At 56.1% G+C, this 16,825-nt stretch carries 18 protein-coding genes and 1 tRNA gene; 12 read left to right on the plus strand and 7 right to left on the minus strand.

What is annotated here, in order from left to right:
• Nucleotides 1–200: 200 nt before the first annotated feature.
• Nucleotides 201–413 carry a hypothetical protein gene (locus tag ACMGF9_RS14880; RefSeq protein ID WP_075685681.1) on the minus strand — a complete coding sequence of 71 codons (213 nt, stop codon included), beginning with the start codon at nt 411–413 and terminating at the stop codon, nt 201–203.
• Between the two features lie 228 nt (nt 414–641).
• Nucleotides 642–729: transfer RNA gene (locus ACMGF9_RS14885), tRNA-Ser, on the minus strand.
• A 225-nt stretch (nt 730–954) separates the two neighbouring features.
• Here ACMGF9_RS14885 and yccA point away from each other — a divergent pair.
• Nucleotides 955–1,614, plus strand: coding sequence for an FtsH protease modulator YccA (gene yccA, locus ACMGF9_RS14890; RefSeq protein WP_004928091.1), 660 nt, complete (start codon nt 955–957; stop codon nt 1,612–1,614).
• Between the two features lie 111 nt (nt 1,615–1,725).
• A complete protein-coding gene (gene tusE / locus ACMGF9_RS14895; RefSeq protein WP_004928095.1) occupies nt 1,726–2,055 on the plus strand; it encodes a sulfurtransferase TusE in 330 nt (109 codons plus the stop codon).
• Between the two features lie 34 nt (nt 2,056–2,089).
• Here the strand turns inward: tusE and yccX are convergent, their stop codons facing one another.
• Complete coding sequence (gene yccX, locus ACMGF9_RS14900) at nt 2,090–2,368, minus strand: acylphosphatase (protein WP_004928098.1); 279 nt, start codon at nt 2,366–2,368, stop codon at nt 2,090–2,092.
• Nucleotides 2,369–2,461: 93 nt separating this feature from the next.
• Between yccX and rlmI the strand changes: the two genes are divergently transcribed.
• Nucleotides 2,462–3,652: a 23S rRNA (cytosine(1962)-C(5))-methyltransferase RlmI gene (gene rlmI / locus ACMGF9_RS14905; RefSeq protein ID WP_088381445.1), complete on the plus strand. Its 1,191-nt coding sequence runs from the start codon at nt 2,462–2,464 to the stop codon at nt 3,650–3,652.
• Between the two features lie 60 nt (nt 3,653–3,712).
• A complete protein-coding gene (gene hspQ, locus ACMGF9_RS14910; protein ID WP_004928104.1) occupies nt 3,713–4,030 on the plus strand; it encodes a heat shock protein HspQ in 318 nt (105 codons plus the stop codon).
• Nucleotides 4,031–4,090: 60 nt separating this feature from the next.
• Here the strand turns inward: hspQ and ACMGF9_RS14915 are convergent, their stop codons facing one another.
• The gene (locus tag ACMGF9_RS14915) at nt 4,091–4,504 is read right to left on the minus strand and encodes a CoA-binding protein (RefSeq protein ID WP_033633420.1); all 414 of its coding nucleotides are present in this window, start codon (nt 4,502–4,504) and stop codon (nt 4,091–4,093) included.
• A 256-nt stretch (nt 4,505–4,760) separates the two neighbouring features.
• Here ACMGF9_RS14915 and ACMGF9_RS14920 point away from each other — a divergent pair, with 256 nt between their 5' ends.
• Nucleotides 4,761–5,426 (plus strand): DUF2057 family protein, encoded by a 666-nt coding sequence (locus ACMGF9_RS14920; protein ID WP_088381444.1) that lies wholly within the window; start codon nt 4,761–4,763, stop codon nt 5,424–5,426.
• Nucleotides 5,427–5,550: 124 nt separating this feature from the next.
• Nucleotides 5,551–6,009, plus strand: coding sequence for a methylglyoxal synthase (locus ACMGF9_RS14925; protein WP_015377363.1), 459 nt, complete (start codon nt 5,551–5,553; stop codon nt 6,007–6,009).
• Nucleotides 6,010–6,041: 32 nt separating this feature from the next.
• On the opposite strand, the gene helD is transcribed toward ACMGF9_RS14925, so the two are convergent.
• Nucleotides 6,042–8,096 carry a DNA helicase IV gene (helD, locus tag ACMGF9_RS14930; protein WP_103085718.1) on the minus strand — a complete coding sequence of 685 codons (2,055 nt, stop codon included), beginning with the start codon at nt 8,094–8,096 and terminating at the stop codon, nt 6,042–6,044.
• 166 nt (nt 8,097–8,262) lie between these two features.
• Between helD and ACMGF9_RS14935 the strand changes: the two genes are divergently transcribed.
• Nucleotides 8,263–8,715, plus strand: coding sequence for a YccF domain-containing protein (locus tag ACMGF9_RS14935; protein WP_004928120.1), 453 nt, complete (start codon nt 8,263–8,265; stop codon nt 8,713–8,715).
• A gap of 26 nt (nt 8,716–8,741) precedes the next feature.
• Nucleotides 8,742–10,877, plus strand: coding sequence for a YccS family putative transporter (gene yccS, locus ACMGF9_RS14940; protein WP_015377361.1), 2,136 nt, complete (start codon nt 8,742–8,744; stop codon nt 10,875–10,877).
• Between the two features lie 4 nt (nt 10,878–10,881).
• On the opposite strand, the gene ACMGF9_RS14945 is transcribed toward yccS, so the two are convergent.
• Complete coding sequence (locus tag ACMGF9_RS14945) at nt 10,882–11,538, minus strand: TfoX/Sxy family DNA transformation protein (RefSeq protein WP_049239718.1); 657 nt, start codon at nt 11,536–11,538, stop codon at nt 10,882–10,884.
• A 229-nt stretch (nt 11,539–11,767) separates the two neighbouring features.
• Here ACMGF9_RS14945 and sulA point away from each other — a divergent pair, with 229 nt between their 5' ends.
• Nucleotides 11,768–12,274 (plus strand): SOS-induced cell division inhibitor SulA, encoded by a 507-nt coding sequence (gene sulA / locus ACMGF9_RS14950; protein WP_015377359.1) that lies wholly within the window; start codon nt 11,768–11,770, stop codon nt 12,272–12,274.
• A gap of 356 nt (nt 12,275–12,630) precedes the next feature.
• Nucleotides 12,631–13,710, plus strand: a complete 1,080-nt coding sequence (gene ompA / locus ACMGF9_RS14955) for a porin OmpA (RefSeq protein ID WP_015377358.1) — start codon at nt 12,631–12,633, stop codon at nt 13,708–13,710.
• A 102-nt stretch (nt 13,711–13,812) separates the two neighbouring features.
• Here ompA and matP read toward each other — a convergent pair whose 3' ends face one another.
• The gene (gene matP, locus ACMGF9_RS14960; protein ID WP_004928138.1) at nt 13,813–14,271 is read right to left on the minus strand and encodes a macrodomain Ter protein MatP; all 459 of its coding nucleotides are present in this window, start codon (nt 14,269–14,271) and stop codon (nt 13,813–13,815) included.
• 210 nt (nt 14,272–14,481) lie between these two features.
• Here matP and ACMGF9_RS14965 point away from each other — a divergent pair, with 210 nt between their 5' ends.
• A complete protein-coding gene (locus tag ACMGF9_RS14965) occupies nt 14,482–16,230 on the plus strand; it encodes an AAA family ATPase (protein ID WP_088381441.1) in 1,749 nt (582 codons plus the stop codon).
• Nucleotides 16,231–16,298: 68 nt separating this feature from the next.
• Complete coding sequence (fabA, locus tag ACMGF9_RS14970; RefSeq protein WP_004928144.1) at nt 16,299–16,817, plus strand: bifunctional 3-hydroxydecanoyl-ACP dehydratase/trans-2-decenoyl-ACP isomerase; 519 nt, start codon at nt 16,299–16,301, stop codon at nt 16,815–16,817.
• The last annotated feature ends 8 nt before the right edge of the window (nt 16,818–16,825 follow it).

A 16,825-nucleotide genomic window follows, 5' to 3' on the forward strand; every position in this document is an offset into this window, starting at 1 on the left:
GAGAAAAATATATCTTTCCCTATCAATATAAAACCCACCTTTAAAGTATATTAAAAAATATACTGAAGGATAATTCATTTAAATAAATCGCTACAGGGGTCAAACAAGATGGGGGAAAAGGGATGCATCGCGAGTAACGGCGGGAATAAAAAACCCGAGCGCCACAGGCTCGGGTTGATAGCAACACAGACATTCGACGATCAGAGCGGCTTTTCAGTCCGTACGATGCCGTGATTCTTCATCACCTCTTCCATGGTGAGGTTCTCATCGTACGGCGTATCGTCCACCACGACGTCTTGCGGGCGGACATAAGGTTTGGTCGCGCGTTTGAACATCCACCACCATACGAACACCAGGAAAGCGCCGGACTTCAAAAAGATCATGGTCCATAAGGCGACTTGATACCAGTTCATCTCTGTCTCCATAAGAGCATTAAACGAAATTGATAAGGCGGCGTTGCTTGTCGCACCGGTAACGCCTGGCAACAGCAGGCAGCCGAGCGGCCGGCCTTGATAGGTGCATAATCTCACCGACGCATGGCCCTTATCAATAGCCGATCGCGTTTCCTGCAAAAGCGCCCCGGTTTATCCGCACACAAAAGCAAAAAACCCCGTGCTCAGAGAGCACGGGGTCAGAATGTATGGCGGAGGAGCAGAGATTCGAACTCTGGAACGGTTTCCCGTCGACGGTTTTCAAGACCGTTGCCTTCAGCCACTCGGCCACCCCTCCGCAACGACGCGCACTATAAACAGACCTTATTCGCTTGTAAAGCCCGAACGCGTTCAACCGCGCGAAAAATCGCCGCAGGCAAAGCAAACGGCGATCAAACGAACACCCACCCCGCTGTTGCCATAATGATAACTAAGGGTAAAGATTGGTAAACAAACTTTAATCAAGCCCTTGCGCTGCCTATCATCGGGATTATTTTGTGATGGCCTGATAAGAGAGAGCATTATGGACCGCATTGTCGTCTCATCTTCTTCGCGCGACTCGCTGCTCAGCACGCATAAAGTCCTGCGCAACACCTATTTCCTGTTATCCCTGACCCTGGCTTTCTCAGCCCTGACCGCGACCGCCAGTACAATGTTGGGTCTGCCTGCACCAGGCTTGCTGCTGATGCTGGTCGGTTTCTACGGCCTGATGTTCCTGACCCATAAACTGGCCAACAGCCCGGCGGGCATTCTGGCGGCTTTCGCGCTGACCGGTTTCATGGGATACGCCCTCGGCCCGATCCTCAGTTCGTTCCTGAACGCCGGCGCGGGCGATCTGATCATGCTGGCGCTGGGCGGCACCGCCGCAGTGTTCTTCTGCTGCTCGGCGTATGTGCTGACCACCCGTAAAGACATGTCGTTCCTGTCCGGCATGATGATGGCCGGTTTTGTGGTGCTGCTGGTGGCGGTGATCGCCAACCTGTTCCTGCAGATCCCTGCTCTGCACCTGGCTATCAGCGCGCTGTTCATCCTGTTCTCCGCCGGCGCGATCCTGTGGGAAACCAGCAACATCATTCACGGCGGCGAGACCAACTACATTCGCGCCACCGTTAGCCTGTACGTGTCGCTCTACAACATGTTCATCAGCCTGTTGAGCATTCTGGGCTTCGCCCGCAGCAACTGATCGCGCGTTACGCATGTCTTCCAGGCCCCGCTCCGGCGGGGCTTTGTTTTTTGCGGCCGAAAAAATTTGCTAAACTGGCGGCCGTTCCGAATTATCCGTTATCGAGGCAGTATGTTGGAGTTTGAAGGTCAGGTTATCGACACTGACGCGCAGGGCTATTTGAAAAACAGCGCCGACTGGCATGAGGGCCTGGCGCCGCTGCTGGCCGCGCAGGAAGAGATCGTGCTCACCGAAGCACACTGGGAAGTGGTGCGCTTCGTGCGCGACTTCTATCAGGAATTCAATACGTCGCCGGCTATTCGCATGCTGGTCAAAGCCATGGCGCAGAAATACGGCGAAGAAAAAGGCAACAGCCGCTATCTGTATCGCCTGTTCCCGAAAGGGCCGGCCAAACAAGCCACCAAAATCGCCGGCTTGCCGAAACCGGTGAAATGCATCTGACCGCGCCGCCCGCAGCGCCGCTGCAGGCGAGCATTTAATAGCGAATGCCAAACCCGGCGTAATCGGCCACCCCCTGCGGTTCCACCAGCACGCGTTCAACGCGCGCGCTGCGCGGGCCGCCCTGTTTCAACCACTCCACCAGCTTATCCACCTGCGCCTGTGTGCCGCAGGCCACCACCTGAACGCTGCCGTCATCGAGATTGCGCGCATAGCCGGTCACCCCCAACGCCTCGGCCTGCCGCTGAGTGGAATAGCGGAACCCTACCCCCTGCACCACGCCATACACATACGCAGCAATGCAAACTTGTGTCATAATCGCCCCCTTAATTCAGTTTTCATTATGGCATTGCCGTGCCTTTGCACCGCCGTGTCACTCTTTCTATCCTAGCTGGCAGCATTATTAATTATGACCGTACGCCTGTTTCTCGCCAAAGGACGTGAAAAGTCCTTACTCCGTCGCCACCCTTGGGTGTTCTCCGGCGCCGTTCAACGCGTTGAGGGTAAAGCCCTCTCCGGTGAAACCATCGATATCCTCGACAGCCAGGGCAAGTGGCTGGGGCGCGGCGCCTATTCGCCCGAGTCGCAGATCCGCGCACGCGTCTGGACTTTCCAGCAGGATGAAGAGATTAACATCGATTTCTTCATTCGCCGCCTGCAGCAAGCGCAAAGCTGGCGCGACTGGGTCGCGCAGCGTGACGGTCTGGACGGATACCGCCTGATCGCCGGCGAGTCCGACGGCCTGCCGGGCATCACTATCGATCGCTTCCAGAATTTCCTGGTGCTGCAGCTGCTGTCCGCCGGTGCCGAATACCAGCGCCCGGCCCTGCTTTCCGCCCTGCAGCATTGCTACCCGGAATGTTCGATTTACGATCGCTCCGACGTTGCGGTGCGTAAAAAAGAAGGCCTGCCGCTGGCGCAGGGTCCGGTGCTGGGCGATCTGCCGCCGGAACTCCTGCCTATTACCGAGCACGGCATGAAGCTGCTGGTGGACATTCAGCAAGGGCACAAGACCGGTTTCTACCTCGACCAACGCGACAGCCGCCTGGCGGCGCGGAACTACTCTGCCGGCCGCCGAGTGCTGAACTGCTTCTCCTACACAGGCGCCTTCGCCGTTTCCGCTCTGATGGGCGGCTGCGCGCAGGTGATCAGCGTGGATACCTCGCAGGCGGCGCTGGACATCGCCAAACAGAACGTCGAACTCAACAAGCTTGATCTGAACAAGGCGGAGTTCGTTCGCGATGACGTGTTCCAGCTGCTGCGCAACTACCGCGCTCAAGGCGAAAAATTCGATCTGATCATCATGGATCCGCCTAAGTTCGTCGAGAACAAGAATCAGCTGGCCAGCGCCTGCCGCGGTTACAAAGACATCAACATGCTGGCGCTGCAGTTGCTGAATCCAGGCGGCATTCTGCTCAGCTTCTCCTGCTCCGGCCTGATGCCGACCGACCTGTTCCAGAAAATTTTGGCCGATGCCGCTGTAGATGCCGGACGTGATGTACAATTTATAGAGCAGTTCCGCCAGGCTGCCGATCACCCGGTGATCGCCACGTATCCTGAGGGGCTGTATCTGAAAGGCTTCGCTTGTCGGGTGATGTAACTTGAAATGCGCTGCCTTGCCCCCATATATGAGCAAGGCATTGTTTCTCAGGAGGTCATCATGATTGCCAGCAAATTCGGTATCGGACAACAGGTTAGGCATAAACTGCTGGGGTATTTGGGAGTCGTTATCGATATCGACCCGGAATACTCTTTAGAACAACCCAAAGCTGACGAGATAGCGGCGAACGACGAACTGCGTTCCGCCCCTTGGTACCACGTGGTGATGGAAGACGAGGAAGGCCAACCGGTGCACACCTATCTGGCGGAAGCGCAGCTGGATGGCGAGCCCCAGGAGGCGCACCCCGAGCAACCATCGCTGGATGAACTGGCGGAATCCATCCGTCACCAGTTACAGGCGCCACGTTTGCGCAATTGACCGCGCCAAGACCTGAGAAACCCCGAGAGGGCCCGGCATCGCGCCAGGCCCTTTTTTTATTTAGCGCTCCAGCCCTAAACGCGGGATTTCTATTTTCGGGCAGCGATCCATCACTACGCGCAGCCCAGCCTGTTGCGCCAGCGCTGCCGCCTGATCGTTGATCACCCCTATCTGCAACCACAGCGCCCTAGCGCCGATCGCTATCGCCTCTTGCGCCACGCCGTAAGCCGCCTCCGAATTGCGAAACACGTCAACCATATCCACCGGCTGTGGAATAGCGGCCAGCGTAGGGTAAACCTGCTGCCCCAGCAGCGTCTGCCCCGCCAGTTTTGGGCTGACCGGGATCACCTGATACCCTTGTGCCAACAGATATGCCATCACACCATAGCTGGGCCGCGACGGGTTATCGCTGGCGCCGACCAGCGCGATGGTTTTCACCTGCTGCAACAGCTCAACAATCTCTTGATCTTGCATCTTCAACTCCCGTTTATCACTGCGTCACTTTCCATTTCGAGTGTAACCGATCGGCATTCGCTCGGTTAAACGCTAATGCGAAGGAAACTTCACCGCAATCTTATGGTCAGAGGCTGTCGCGGTTCAGCTGCGCACGGTCGTGTCTAATCGCGATAAAATATGTAAAAATGTAAACAAAATACCCGATTGAAAAATTTTGACACAACCTATGCCGTGTTCAACACTTAGAGCTACGTCACTTTATAAGGAGATAATGATGAAATTTGGTCTGGTGGTTGCGGCGTTGCTCAGCATCAGTATGCCTGCCGCGGCTACGACCCTGAAACTCTCCCCGGACATCGACCTGCTGGTGGTCGACGGCAAGAAAATGACAGGTTCGTTGTTAAAAGGTGCCGACAGCCTTGAACTGGATGGCGGGCAGCACCAGTTGCTGTTTAAAGTGACCAAAACCGTACGTTCCGGCCAGCATACACAGGCCTATACCTCCCTGCCGCTGATTGCCAGCTTCAATACGCAAAAGATCAGCCAAGTGGCGATCGAACTGCCGCGCATCGAGAACGATCGTGATGCGCAACGCTTTGACAGAACGTTAAATTATCTGGTGGTCGATAAAGACGGCAACGCCTTGCCATTCCGGCATGATGCGCTGCATCCCGACAGCGTCACCTTCAATACCGATTTGGAAAAGGTGATGACCGATTACAACCGCCAGAACCGCCCAGCCTCCGTTCCGACCTTTGTGCAGGCGAACGCAGGCAATCCCTCAACCCCCGCGTTGGCCGGCGCACCGCTGAATGCCCCGACGGTGACGTTGAAAGGTGAAAACGTGTCGGAACAGATGTTGCAATACTGGTTCCAACAGGCCGACAAGGAAACACAGAAGCGCTTCCTGCGCTGGGCCAATAAACAACCGATTCGCTGATCCCTCCCGGCGTCTTTCCCCGCAAAGGCGCCTTTTCTTCGCATTTTCAAGCGCAAACGCTAGGCAGTGAAAAACAGTTTCAGTAATCTGTCGCACATCCCCCTGATTAGCGAAGGACACCGAGATGGAATTGACTACCCGCACTATCGCCGCGCGCAAACACATTGCGCTGGTGGCGCACGATCACCGCAAACAGGCCCTGTTGGAGTGGGTAGAAAGCCACAAGACTATTCTGGCGCAGCATCAGCTGTACGCCACCGGTACGACCGGCAACCTGATACAGCGCGCCAGCGGCATTCCCGTCACCAGCATGCTGAGTGGGCCGATGGGCGGCGATCAGCAGGTTGGCGCACTGATTGCGGAAGGCAAGATAGACATGCTGATCTTCTTCTGGGATCCGTTGAACGCGGTGCCGCACGATCCGGACGTGAAGGCGCTGCTACGGCTGGCGACCGTATGGAATATTCCGGTGGCCACCAACCGCTCGACCGCGGACTTTCTGATCGACTCTCCGCTGTTCAAAAGCGAGGTGGAGATCGCTATCCCCGACTATCAGCGCTACCTGCAAGACCGCCTGAAGTAGTCCTCACGGCCTGGCTGCCGCCAGGCCCGAGCTTACGGTTTTTTCTGCACCGGTACGCCAAGATCCTGCAGGTGTTCAACGAATACCGAAGGGTGCTCACGATCCTGCAACAGCCATACCTGATGTTTAGCGCGAGTTAACGCGACATACAGCAGACGGCGTTCTTCGGCATCCGGGAAATCCTCCGGCCGCGGCAGTAGCACCTCTTCCAACACCGACTCGCGCGCCACGGCGGGGAAACCGTCACGCCCCTCATGCAAACCGGCAATGATGACGTATTCCGCCTGCTGCCCCTTGCTGGCGTGGATGGTCATAAACTCCAGATTCAGTTTAGGCCAGCGGGTGGCCGCTTTCGCCAACGCTTCCGGTTTCAGATGGTGGTAACGCGCCAGCACCAGGATGCGTTCATCTGGCTTGGCGTAGCCGCTCAGCTTGTCCAGTAAGGGTTCCAACTGCTCGTGCGGCAGGATCGCCACCGACTTTTTATTGCCCTTGCTCAGGCTGTTGAGCGGTTTTTTCAGCTGGTGCGGATTCTGCTGCACGAACCGGTTGGCCACCTCGCCGATACGTTCGTTGAAGCGATAAGTCGTGTCCAGCGCGCACTGCGCCCCTTCGCCGAAGTGGGTGGCAAAAGCCGTGGTTAACGTCAACTCTGCGCCACTGAAGCGATAAATCGCCTGCCAGTCATCCCCCACCGCAAACAGGCAGGTCTGCTTGTTCTGTCGGCGCAATGCCGCCAGCAATAACGCACGCTGCGGTGAGATATCCTGAAATTCGTCGACCAGAATATGTTTCCATGGGCTGACGAAGCGCCCCTTGTCGAGAATGTTGACTGCCTGATGGATCAGGCCGGAGAAGTCCACCGCCCCTTCCTCTTTCAAGGCGCTTTTCCAGGCTTTCAGCAGCGGCGCCATCAGCCGGATGCGTTTTGAAAACAGATCGCGGATGTCTTCATCCGCCTGCTCAATCATTTCCGCCTGGCTGCCGCCGTGCATGCGCATCAACCCCAGCCACCGCTCGAGCCGGCCCGCCAGGCGATCCGCGAGGCGTTTATCCTGCCAGAAGTCGCCTTCCGGCACTTCCCATTCCAGCTCTTCGGTCAACCATTGACGCCACCCCTTGGCCTGGGCTTTCTTCTCCGCGCACTGTTGGCGCCAATGGGTAATCAGCAGCGCTTTGCGCGCGTTGGCATCGGTTTCCAACCTGCTGATGGCCGGCGCTTTGCGGCTGCCTTGTTGAATGATTTGCAGCGCCAAGGCATGGAAGGTCTTGGCCTGAATGCCGACATCGCCCAAACGTTCTTTGATGCGGTCGTTCATCTCGCCGGCGGCCTGGCGGCCGAACGCCAACAGCAAGATTTGCCCCGGCTCCGCCTCCTGACGGCGCAGCAGCCAGCCGGCGCGCGCCACCAGCACCGACGTTTTGCCGCTGCCGGCGCCGGCCAACACCAGCACGGAATCCTCGCCATTGACCACCGCCCGGCTCTGGGCGTCGTTGAGCGGCGAGCTCTCGACGGTCTGGAAGAAGTCGTGATGTTGCTCCAGCATGCGATCGGTCCACTGCCGGTTGCGTTGTTCAACGCTGCGTTGCCCCTGCTGCAGCCATTGCAGACACAGATGGTAATCGGCCCGGCAGTTATCGAATTCATCCAGGCGCGCTACCGGCATCGGCAGCGCGGAGAAAGCCTCACGAATTTGCTGCTGCAGCTTGCCCAGCTCAGACTTTTTGAACCATTTATCTTGCTGCTCAATGCGCTGAATCTGCGCCACCTGCTGTTGCAGCACGCCGGCGCTGACCTCACTCATTTCGGCGCTCCAGTGCTGCCACGCCTGCTGCAGATAGTGATAAAAACGCTGCGTTTCCTGCCATTCGGTACCGTGCAGCCGCACCACTTTTTCGTCCGGCAATTCAAATTCCAGCTCGCCCCAGACGATGCCGCGCTTGCACCTGACCTGAATCAGTTGATTGAAGGGGATCAGGTATTCATGTTTTTCCCCGCTCACCTCAACGCCGGCGTGCAGCAACCGCACGCGGTTATAAGGGTGCTGAGCCAGGTGTTTCCCCAGCGATGTCGCTTTAAGTTCCATATCGTCGCGCCATGACTATGTTGAGAGTAAATAACGGATATCTGCCAGTTTACCTGCGATAAGCAGTGGCACTCTAGCGCTAAAAAAAGGGTAGAATAGATTTTGCGTTTTTATCGTGAATACGCCCGCATCGCGGTTTGGCTATCATTAGAGCAGAATGACGTCTATGCGTACTGTACTGAATATTCTTAATTTTGTGTTGGGCGGTTTCTTCACCACGCTAGGCTGGCTCATTGCGACAGTGTTCAGCGTGCTACTGGTCATCACGCTGCCGCTCACTCGCTCCTGCTGGGAAATCACCAAGCTGTCACTGGTGCCGTTCGGCAACGAGGCGATACATGTCGATGAACTGTACCCGGAGAAAAGCAATGCGCTGCTCTCCGCCGGCGGCTCACTGCTCAACATTATCTGGCTGGTGCTGTTCGGCTGGTGGCTGTGCCTGTCGCACATCGCCGCCGGTATCGTGCAATGCGTTTCAATCATCGGCATTCCGGTCGGTATCGCCAATTTCAAAATAGCCGCCATCGCGCTGTGGCCGGTGGGGCGCCGCGTCGTCTCGGTAGAAATGGCTCAGCAAGCGCGTATTGAGAATGCTCGCCGCCACTATCATCAGCGTTAATTTTTTCTCCGTTTGAGGAGTTTTTTGTGCTCTCTTTTGCACCCGCAGTACGTCGTTATACCTACAACAGCAATCTGCTGTACCACCTGCGCATTCTTATTGCGCTGATCGGCACCACCGCCGTTCCCTGGTGGCTGGGCATTCCCAAGCTGACTATCCCGCTGACGCTGGGCGTGGTGGCAGCGGCACTGACCGATTTGGACGACCGCCTGGCCGGCAGGTTACGCAACCTGCTGATCACGTTGGTGTGCTTCTTTGTCGCCTCCGCTTCAATCGAACTGCTGTTTCCCTATCCCTGGTTGTTCGCCCTTGGCTTAACCACCTCAACCTGCGGTTTTATCCTGCTGGGCGCCTTAGGGCAACGTTACGCCACCATCGCCTTCGGCGCGCTGCTGATCGCGGTTTACACCATGCTCGGCACCGCCATGTACGATGCCTGGTATCAGCAACCGCTGCTGCTGGTGATCGGCGCGCTGTGGTATAACCTGCTGACGCTGGCGGGCCACCTGCTGTTCCCTATCCGGCCGCTGCAAGAGAACCTGGCACGCTGCTACGAGCAGCTGGCCAACTATCTGGATGCCAAGGCCAACCTGTTCGATCCCGACGCCGAACGCGACGCCGACCTGCCATGGATGGATGTCGCGATGGCCAACAGCGCGTTGGTCGCGTTGCTGAACCAGACCAAAGCCTCGCTGCTGACGCGCCTGAAAGGCGATCGCGGCCAACGCGGCACCCGCCGCACCTTGCACTACTATTTTGTCGCGCAGGATATCCACGAACGCGCCAGCTCTTCCCATGTTCAGTACCACGCGCTCAGCCGGCAATTCCGTCACAGCGATATTTTATTCCGCTTCCAGCGTTTGCTGAGCATGCAGGCGCGCGCCTGCCGCCAGCTGGCACAATCGATCCTGCTGCGGCAAAAATACCAGCACAACCCGCGTTTTGAGCCAGCCTTCAGCCGCATTCAGGAGGCCTTGGCACGCATAACCGAAACCCAGGGCAATTCAGAGCAAACCAAAGCGCTGGCGCACCTGCTGAAAAACCTGCATGCGATCGATGCGCAGCTGGCCAATATCGAGTCAGAGCAGACGCTGGCCAGCGGGCAGGCGGAAGAGAACAGCCTGGCCGACGATCGCTTAACCGGCTGGAGCGACATCCGACTGCGCATCAGTCGCCATTTGACGCCGCAGTCGGCCCTGTTCCGCCATGCGATCCGCATGTCGGTAGTGCTGTGCGTGGGTTACGCCTTCATCCAGTTCACCGGCATGCAACACGGTTACTGGATCCTGTTGACCAGCCTGTTCGTCTGCCAACCGAACTACAACGCAACCCGCCGGCGCCTGGCGCTGCGCATCATCGGCACTCTGGCCGGTATCCTGATCGGCCTGCCAATCCTCTATTTCGTGCCTTCCGTGGAAGGACAACTGGTGTTGATCGTCATCACCGGTGTCCTGTTCTTCGCTTTTCGCACCGTGCAGTATGCCCATGCAACGATGTTCATTACGCTGCTTGTGTTGCTGTGCTTTAACCTGTTGGGTGAAGGTTTCGAAGTAGCAGCCCCGCGCGTTTACGATACCTTGTTGGGTTGCGCCATCGCCTGGGCGGCGGTCAGCTTTATCTGGCCGGACTGGAAGTTCCGCCAACTGCCGGCGATAGTGGATAAAACGCTGAATGCCAACTGTCGCTATCTGGACGCCATTCTGGTGCAATATCATCAGGGTAAGGATAACGGGCTCGCTTACCGCATCGCGCGGCGAGATGCCCACAACAGCGATGCTGAACTGGCTTCGGTCATCTCCAACATGTCCGCCGATCCCAAGGCCGACAAGGCGTTGCAAGAAGCCGCCTTCCGTCTGCTCTGCCTGAACCACACTCTCCTGAGTTATATCTCGGCGTTGGGGGCGCACCGCGAGCGGTTGAATACCCCTGCCACACTCGATCTGCTCAATGATGCCGTGTGTTACGTGGACGGCGCCTTACATCAAGAAGAACGGAACAGCCAGCGCATTGCGCAAGCGCTGGAACAGCTGGCGGAGCGCATTCGCACAGCCGTTCCGGAACCTGAAAGCAAAGAACAGTTGGTTTTGCAGCAGGTGGGGCTAATGCTCGAGCTGCTGCCGGAACTCACCGCACTCCATACCCAAATCAATAAGGCAACCTAATTATTCAGGGCCCGCTCGATGGGCCCTGAACTACTGGCTCATGCCCATGGCGGCGCATAGCCATCGTATGATCGAACCAGCGCACCAGTTCGTTGCGCAATTCGGTCGGCAATGCCGCCTGATGATAGCCGGCTATCGCGCCGCCCAGCGACAGCAGCACGCGCAACCCCAGATTGGTCTGCTGTTGCAGCAGGCGAAGATAGCTACGTTTGGCGCCATGCAGCCGCAGGTCATAGGCATTGCGAATACCCGCTCGCCATAGCAAGCGCTCCATGTTGACATCTATATTTGGCAACGCCTTCAATCTGCCGTGATCGCCGGCCTTGAGCCGCTGCTCTCGGCGCGCTTCCCTGATGGCCTGCCAGGCCAACCCTACCAGCTCGTTGCGTTCCCGCCACAGCGACTCGTCAACCCAGTAATAGCGCAAGGTGATGGGCACACCGCGCTTGGAATAGACCATATTGACCATGCCCCGGGCGCGAAAGGCCGGTTCCATGCTCGCCGTAGCCCGCAAGTACAATTCCCCTTCCGCTACTACCGCAAACATTATCCCTTCAGCCAGCAGCCCATAGCCGCCAAACTGTGATCGTGTTGTGATGGCGCCCAGCGCCGCAAAGCAATTTTTAGCCTGCGCGATCCTTCTCGTCGACATCCTTTTCATAGCGTTCCTCCTTTTTAGGTTCTGGCCGTATTATTTCTCTCATCAATGAAAAAAGTAACGTGAACAACTAATTAGAAAAATACGCACTATCCGCCCGCCTGCCAATCACAAAAACCGCCAGTACAAAAAATGATCGCAATTATGCGAGCCGCTACGAAAATTTGGGTTGATCTTATCCTAAATCAGGGATACTGTATAAACATACAGTAACACGACGGGCGGGAACTTTATGCGTACTCAATCACTCTACCAACCTCATTTCGGCCATGGCTCTTATACAACGCGCAATGTTGCGAAGAACACGGATATCGGCAAAGAGAATGGCTTGATCAGTGAACTTGTTTACAACGAGCGCCAGCCCGCAGTGGCTCAATTACTGTTGCCCCTGCTGCTGCAATTGGGCAAACAGTCTCGCTGGCTTCTGTGGCTGACGCCGCAGCAAAAATTAAGCAAGCAATGGCTGCAGCAATCCGGTCTGCCTGTAGATAAAATGGTGCAACTGAGCCAGATCAGCCCGGTGAATACGGTCGAGGCGATGGAAAAAGCGCTGCAAACGGGAAATTACAGCGTGGTTCTCGGCTGGTTGCCCGAGCTAACGGAGGAGGATCGTCTAAAATTAAGACGTGCGGCAGAATTGGGTAATGCCTATGGGTTTATCATGCGCCCTCAACGTGACATTAGCCCGACTCACGGACACTGTTCTACCCTAAAAATTCACTCTTCTTTGTATCATTAAGTAAATTTAGGATTTTTCCCATCATTTTCGCACCCCCTAAGCGGAACCTTTGTGGGGGAAGGCAAAAAGCGAGTCCGGCTGCGGTTTGGCAGGCAAAAACGCTCGATGAATCGCCGCTTTTTTAGGCTAAGAATGTTAGCAAATATGTACGATTCCGCGTTTTTTTTTAGAGCCTTATCACATCACACTTGTAACTTTCGCGCCACGTTGTAGACTTTACATCGCCAAGGTTGCTCTATAACGTCAGAAAAACTGGCGAGTAACAAACGAGGGCTTAAACCTTGGCGAAGGAATTTAACCAAGGGCTTAAACAGCTTTAAAGCTCATTGCCTATTTGGATGATAACGAGGCGCAAAATGAAAAAGACAGCTATCGCATTAGCAGTGGCACTGGCAGGTTTCGCTACCGTAGCGCAAGCCGCTCCAAAAGATAACACCTGGTACACCGGTGCTAAACTGGGCTGGTCCCAGTACCACGACACTGGTTTCTACGGTAACGGTTACCAGAACGGTATCGGCAACGGCCCAACCCACAAAGATCAGCTGGGTGCCGGCGCGTTCCTGGGCTACCAGGCAAACCAATACCTGGGCTTCGAGCTGGGCTATGACTGGCTCGGCCGCATGCCTTACAAAGGCAGCGTGAACAACGGTGCTTTCAAAGCGCAGGGCGTTCAACTGGCCGCTAAACTGAGCTACCCAATTGCTGACGATCTGGACATCTACACTCGTCTGGGTGGTATGGTATGGCGTGCAGACTCCAAAGCTAACTACGGCCGTACTGGTCAGCGTCTGAGCGACCACGACACCGGCGTTTCTCCGCTGGCTGCTGTTGGTGTTGAATACGCACTGACCAAAAACTGGGCTACCCGCCTGGATTACCAGTTCGTAAGCAACATCGGTGACGCAGGTACCGTTGGCGCACGTCCAGACAACACTATGCTGAGCCTGGGCGTTTCTTACCGCTTCGGTCAGGATGACGTAGTTGCTCCAGCACCAGCTCCGGCTCCAGCTCCAGTTGTTGAAACCAAGCGTTTCACTCTGAAGTCTGACGTGCTGTTCAACTTCAACAAATCTACTCTGAAAGCAGAAGGCCAGCAGGCTCTGGATCAGCTGTACACCCAGCTGAGCTCCATGGATCCTAAAGACGGCTCCGTAGTTGTTCTGGGTTACACCGACGCCGTTGGTTCTGACCAGTACAACCAGAAACTGTCTGAACAACGCGCACAGAGCGTTGTTGACTACCTGGTCTCCAAAGGCATCCCGTCAGACAAAATCTCTGCACGTGGTATGGGTGAAGCAGATGCAGTTACAGGCAACACCTGTGGCTACAAATCTGGCCGCGCTACCAAAGCTCAGATCGCTTGCCTGGCACCAGATCGTCGCGTAGAGATCGAAGTTAAAGGTATCAAAGACGTTGTAACTCAGCCTCAGGGCTAAGTTTACTCGCCTAATAAAAAACCCCGCCAATGCGGGGTTTTTTTTCGTCCTCTTGTTGCCAGAACATTCAATGCCTGGCGCCATAGGGGCGTTCTCACGCGCTTACTTGGGATCTTTGCCAAGAATCGCCTTCAAGTCTTCTTTCAACGACGACATCTGGTTCGCATACTTTTCTTTGCGTTCAGCGTCTTCGATAAGCTGCACGACGGTTTCCGACAGCGTAACGCCACGGCGGCGCGCCAGGGCAGCCAATCGTTGCCAAACCAAAAACTCCAGATCGATAGATTTTTTACGCGTATGCTGGTGTTCTGCGTTAAAATGACGTTTGCGGCGGGCGCGGATCGTTTGTTTCATCCGGTTATCCAGTTCCGGATTCATATGAGCGGCAATCCATGCAAGTACCTTTACCGGCTCATTTTCCAGCTTCAGCAGCTCGTTAACCGCCTCCTGAGCAGCGCTGTTTTCAATGTAGCGGGTAATGAGTTCCCCTTCCCGATGCTTTTTCACCAGGTACTTCCATTTCCAACCGCTCTCCAGATTTTCCAGTTGCTGATATTTCATCTTGAGCTCTTCAGTGACCGCGTAACTTCAAATAAGCATAACAGCTTTGCGCCGAATTTCCCCGGCAATTAAACCGTCTTTTAGACTGTTTTTTGCACAGTCACTGCGCGATGTCAAACTCCCTGATGCCAACTGGCACTCCACATGTATCAAGCCGCCGTTATTCTTGTATAATCGCCCTTTCCCTTTTTAACGATTGCATCTAACACTTTGACCAATAACCGACTTGAATGGCAATCTTTATTGCCGGACGTAACGCCTTATCAGGCGATATTTGATACCGCCGCTCAGTTGGCACCCGTGCCCTTTTCCGCCATTCAGCCTCGGCTGGAAAATGCCCTGACGCTATTTTGCCACCCCCAATCGCCACCGCGTTTCATGCTGTTGAAAGCGCAAGAAACGCGAGAGTATCTGGAACTGATCGCTCACGCCGTCAAACCACTGCTGCCGAAAAATACGGCATGCCGCGGCAGCCACTATGTCATTCAGGATGGCAAGGTCAGCGTCGAGCCAGCCAGCCGTGGCGATGAACCTTTTGCCGCCGGCGGCGCTTGTCTGTTCCAGGAGTGGATTGAACCGGAACAGCTGTTTGGCTGCGTACGGATCCACAATGGCGACATTACCCTGCAGCCGGGTCTGGTGCACCAGGCCAACGGCGGCATTCTGATTCTGTCGGCGCGGGCGCTGCTTGCTCAGCCGTTGCTGTGGCTGCGGCTGAAGCAAATGATCGGCCAGCGCCAGTTCCACTGGGTTTCGCCAGACGAAACCCGCCCGCTGCCGGTAGCCATTCCACCGATGCCGCTGGATCTGCGGCTGATTGTAGTCGGCGATCGTCACGGCCTGGCCGATTTTCACGATATCGAGCCGGAACTGAGTGAACAAGCGATCTACGGTGAATTCGAAGACGATCTGCAGCTGACTGAAGTTGATGATATGACGCAGTGGTGCGGTTACGTCAACGGCGTGATTGCCGACCAGCAATTGCCGATGCTGGCGAACGACGCCTGGCCGCCGCTGATCGTCCAGGCTGTGCGTTACAGTGGCGATCAGGGCATTCTACCACTCTCGCCGGTTTGGCTTGGCCAGCAGCTATCCGAAGCCGCACTGTATGCCGAAGAAGATCTCATTACGGCCAAAGCGTTCGAGGCGGCGTTAAATGCCCGAGAATGGCGCGAAAGCTATCTGGCCGAGCGTATGCAGGATGAGATTGAGTTGGGTCAGATCCTGATTGAGACCGAGGGTGAAGTGGTCGGACAGATCAACGGTCTGTCTGTCCTGGATTATCCCGGTCATCCACGCAGCTTTGGCGAACCGTCACGGATCAGTTGCGTTGTGCATCTCGGCGACGGCGAGTTCACCGACGTCGAGCGCAAAGCCGAACTGGGCGGCAACCTGCACGCTAAAGGCATGATGATCATGCAGGCGTTTCTGATCGCCGAACTGGATCTTGATCAGCAGCTGCCCTTCTCCGCTTCCATCGTCTTTGAGCAATCTTATGGTGAAGTGGACGGTGACAGCGCCTCGCTGGCTGAGCTATGCGCATTGGTCAGCGCCCTGTCACAGCAACCGATCACCCAGCAGATCGCCGTCACTGGCTCCGTCGACCAATTCGGCAACGTACAGCCGATAGGTGGCGTTAACGAAAAGATCGAAGGTTTCTTCGAGGTTTGTGTACGCCGCGGCCTGACGGGCAAACAGGGTGTCGTATTGCCCGTGACCAACGTGCGCCATCTGTGTCTGCGTCAAGATATCGTCGACGCGGTGCGCGAGGGGCAGTTCCATCTGTGGGCGGTAGAGAGCGCGGCGGAAGCCTTGCCTTTGCTCACAGGTTGCCTCTACTCTGACGAACAACAGCCGAATTTGTTGGCGGCCATTCAGGAACGGATTGCGCAGGTGAGCCTGCAGGAACGCCGTCGTCCTTGGCCGCTGCGCTGGCTCAACTGGTTCAACCACGGCTGATCGGACTTGTTCAGCGTACACGTGTTAGCTAACCTGCGTCCTTCATTAAAATAAGGCTTACTGAGAACATGGTAGATAAACGCGATTCCTATACGAAAGAAGACCTCGAAGCATCCGGCCGTGGCGAGCTGTTCGGCGCCGGTGGCCCACCGTTGCCGGCAGGTAACATGTTGATGATGGACCGCGTGGTCAAGATGACCGAAGACGGCGGGACTCACAACAAAGGTTATGTGGAAGCGGAGCTGGATATTAATCCGGACCTATGGTTCTTCGGTTGCCACTTTATCGGCGATCCGGTCATGCCAGGCTGTCTGGGCCTGGATGCGATGTGGCAGTTGGTTGGTTTCTACCTCGGTTGGCTGGGTGGCGAAGGCAAAGGCCGCGCGCTGGGCGTTGGTGAAGTCAAGTTTACCGGCCAGGTGCTGCCAACCGCGAAAAAAGTGACCTACCGTATTAACTTCAAACGCGTCATCACCCGTAAGCTGATCATGGGCGTCGCCGATGGCGAAGTGCTGGTTGACGGCGAAGTGATCTATACCGCCACCGATCTGAAAGTGGGTCTGTTCAAGGATACCACAGCGTTCTAATCACGCAG

The sequence above is a fragment of the Serratia sp. BNK-23 genome (assembly GCF_047456145.1).
Taxonomy (GTDB): Bacteria; Pseudomonadota; Gammaproteobacteria; order Enterobacterales; family Enterobacteriaceae; genus Serratia; species Serratia nematodiphila.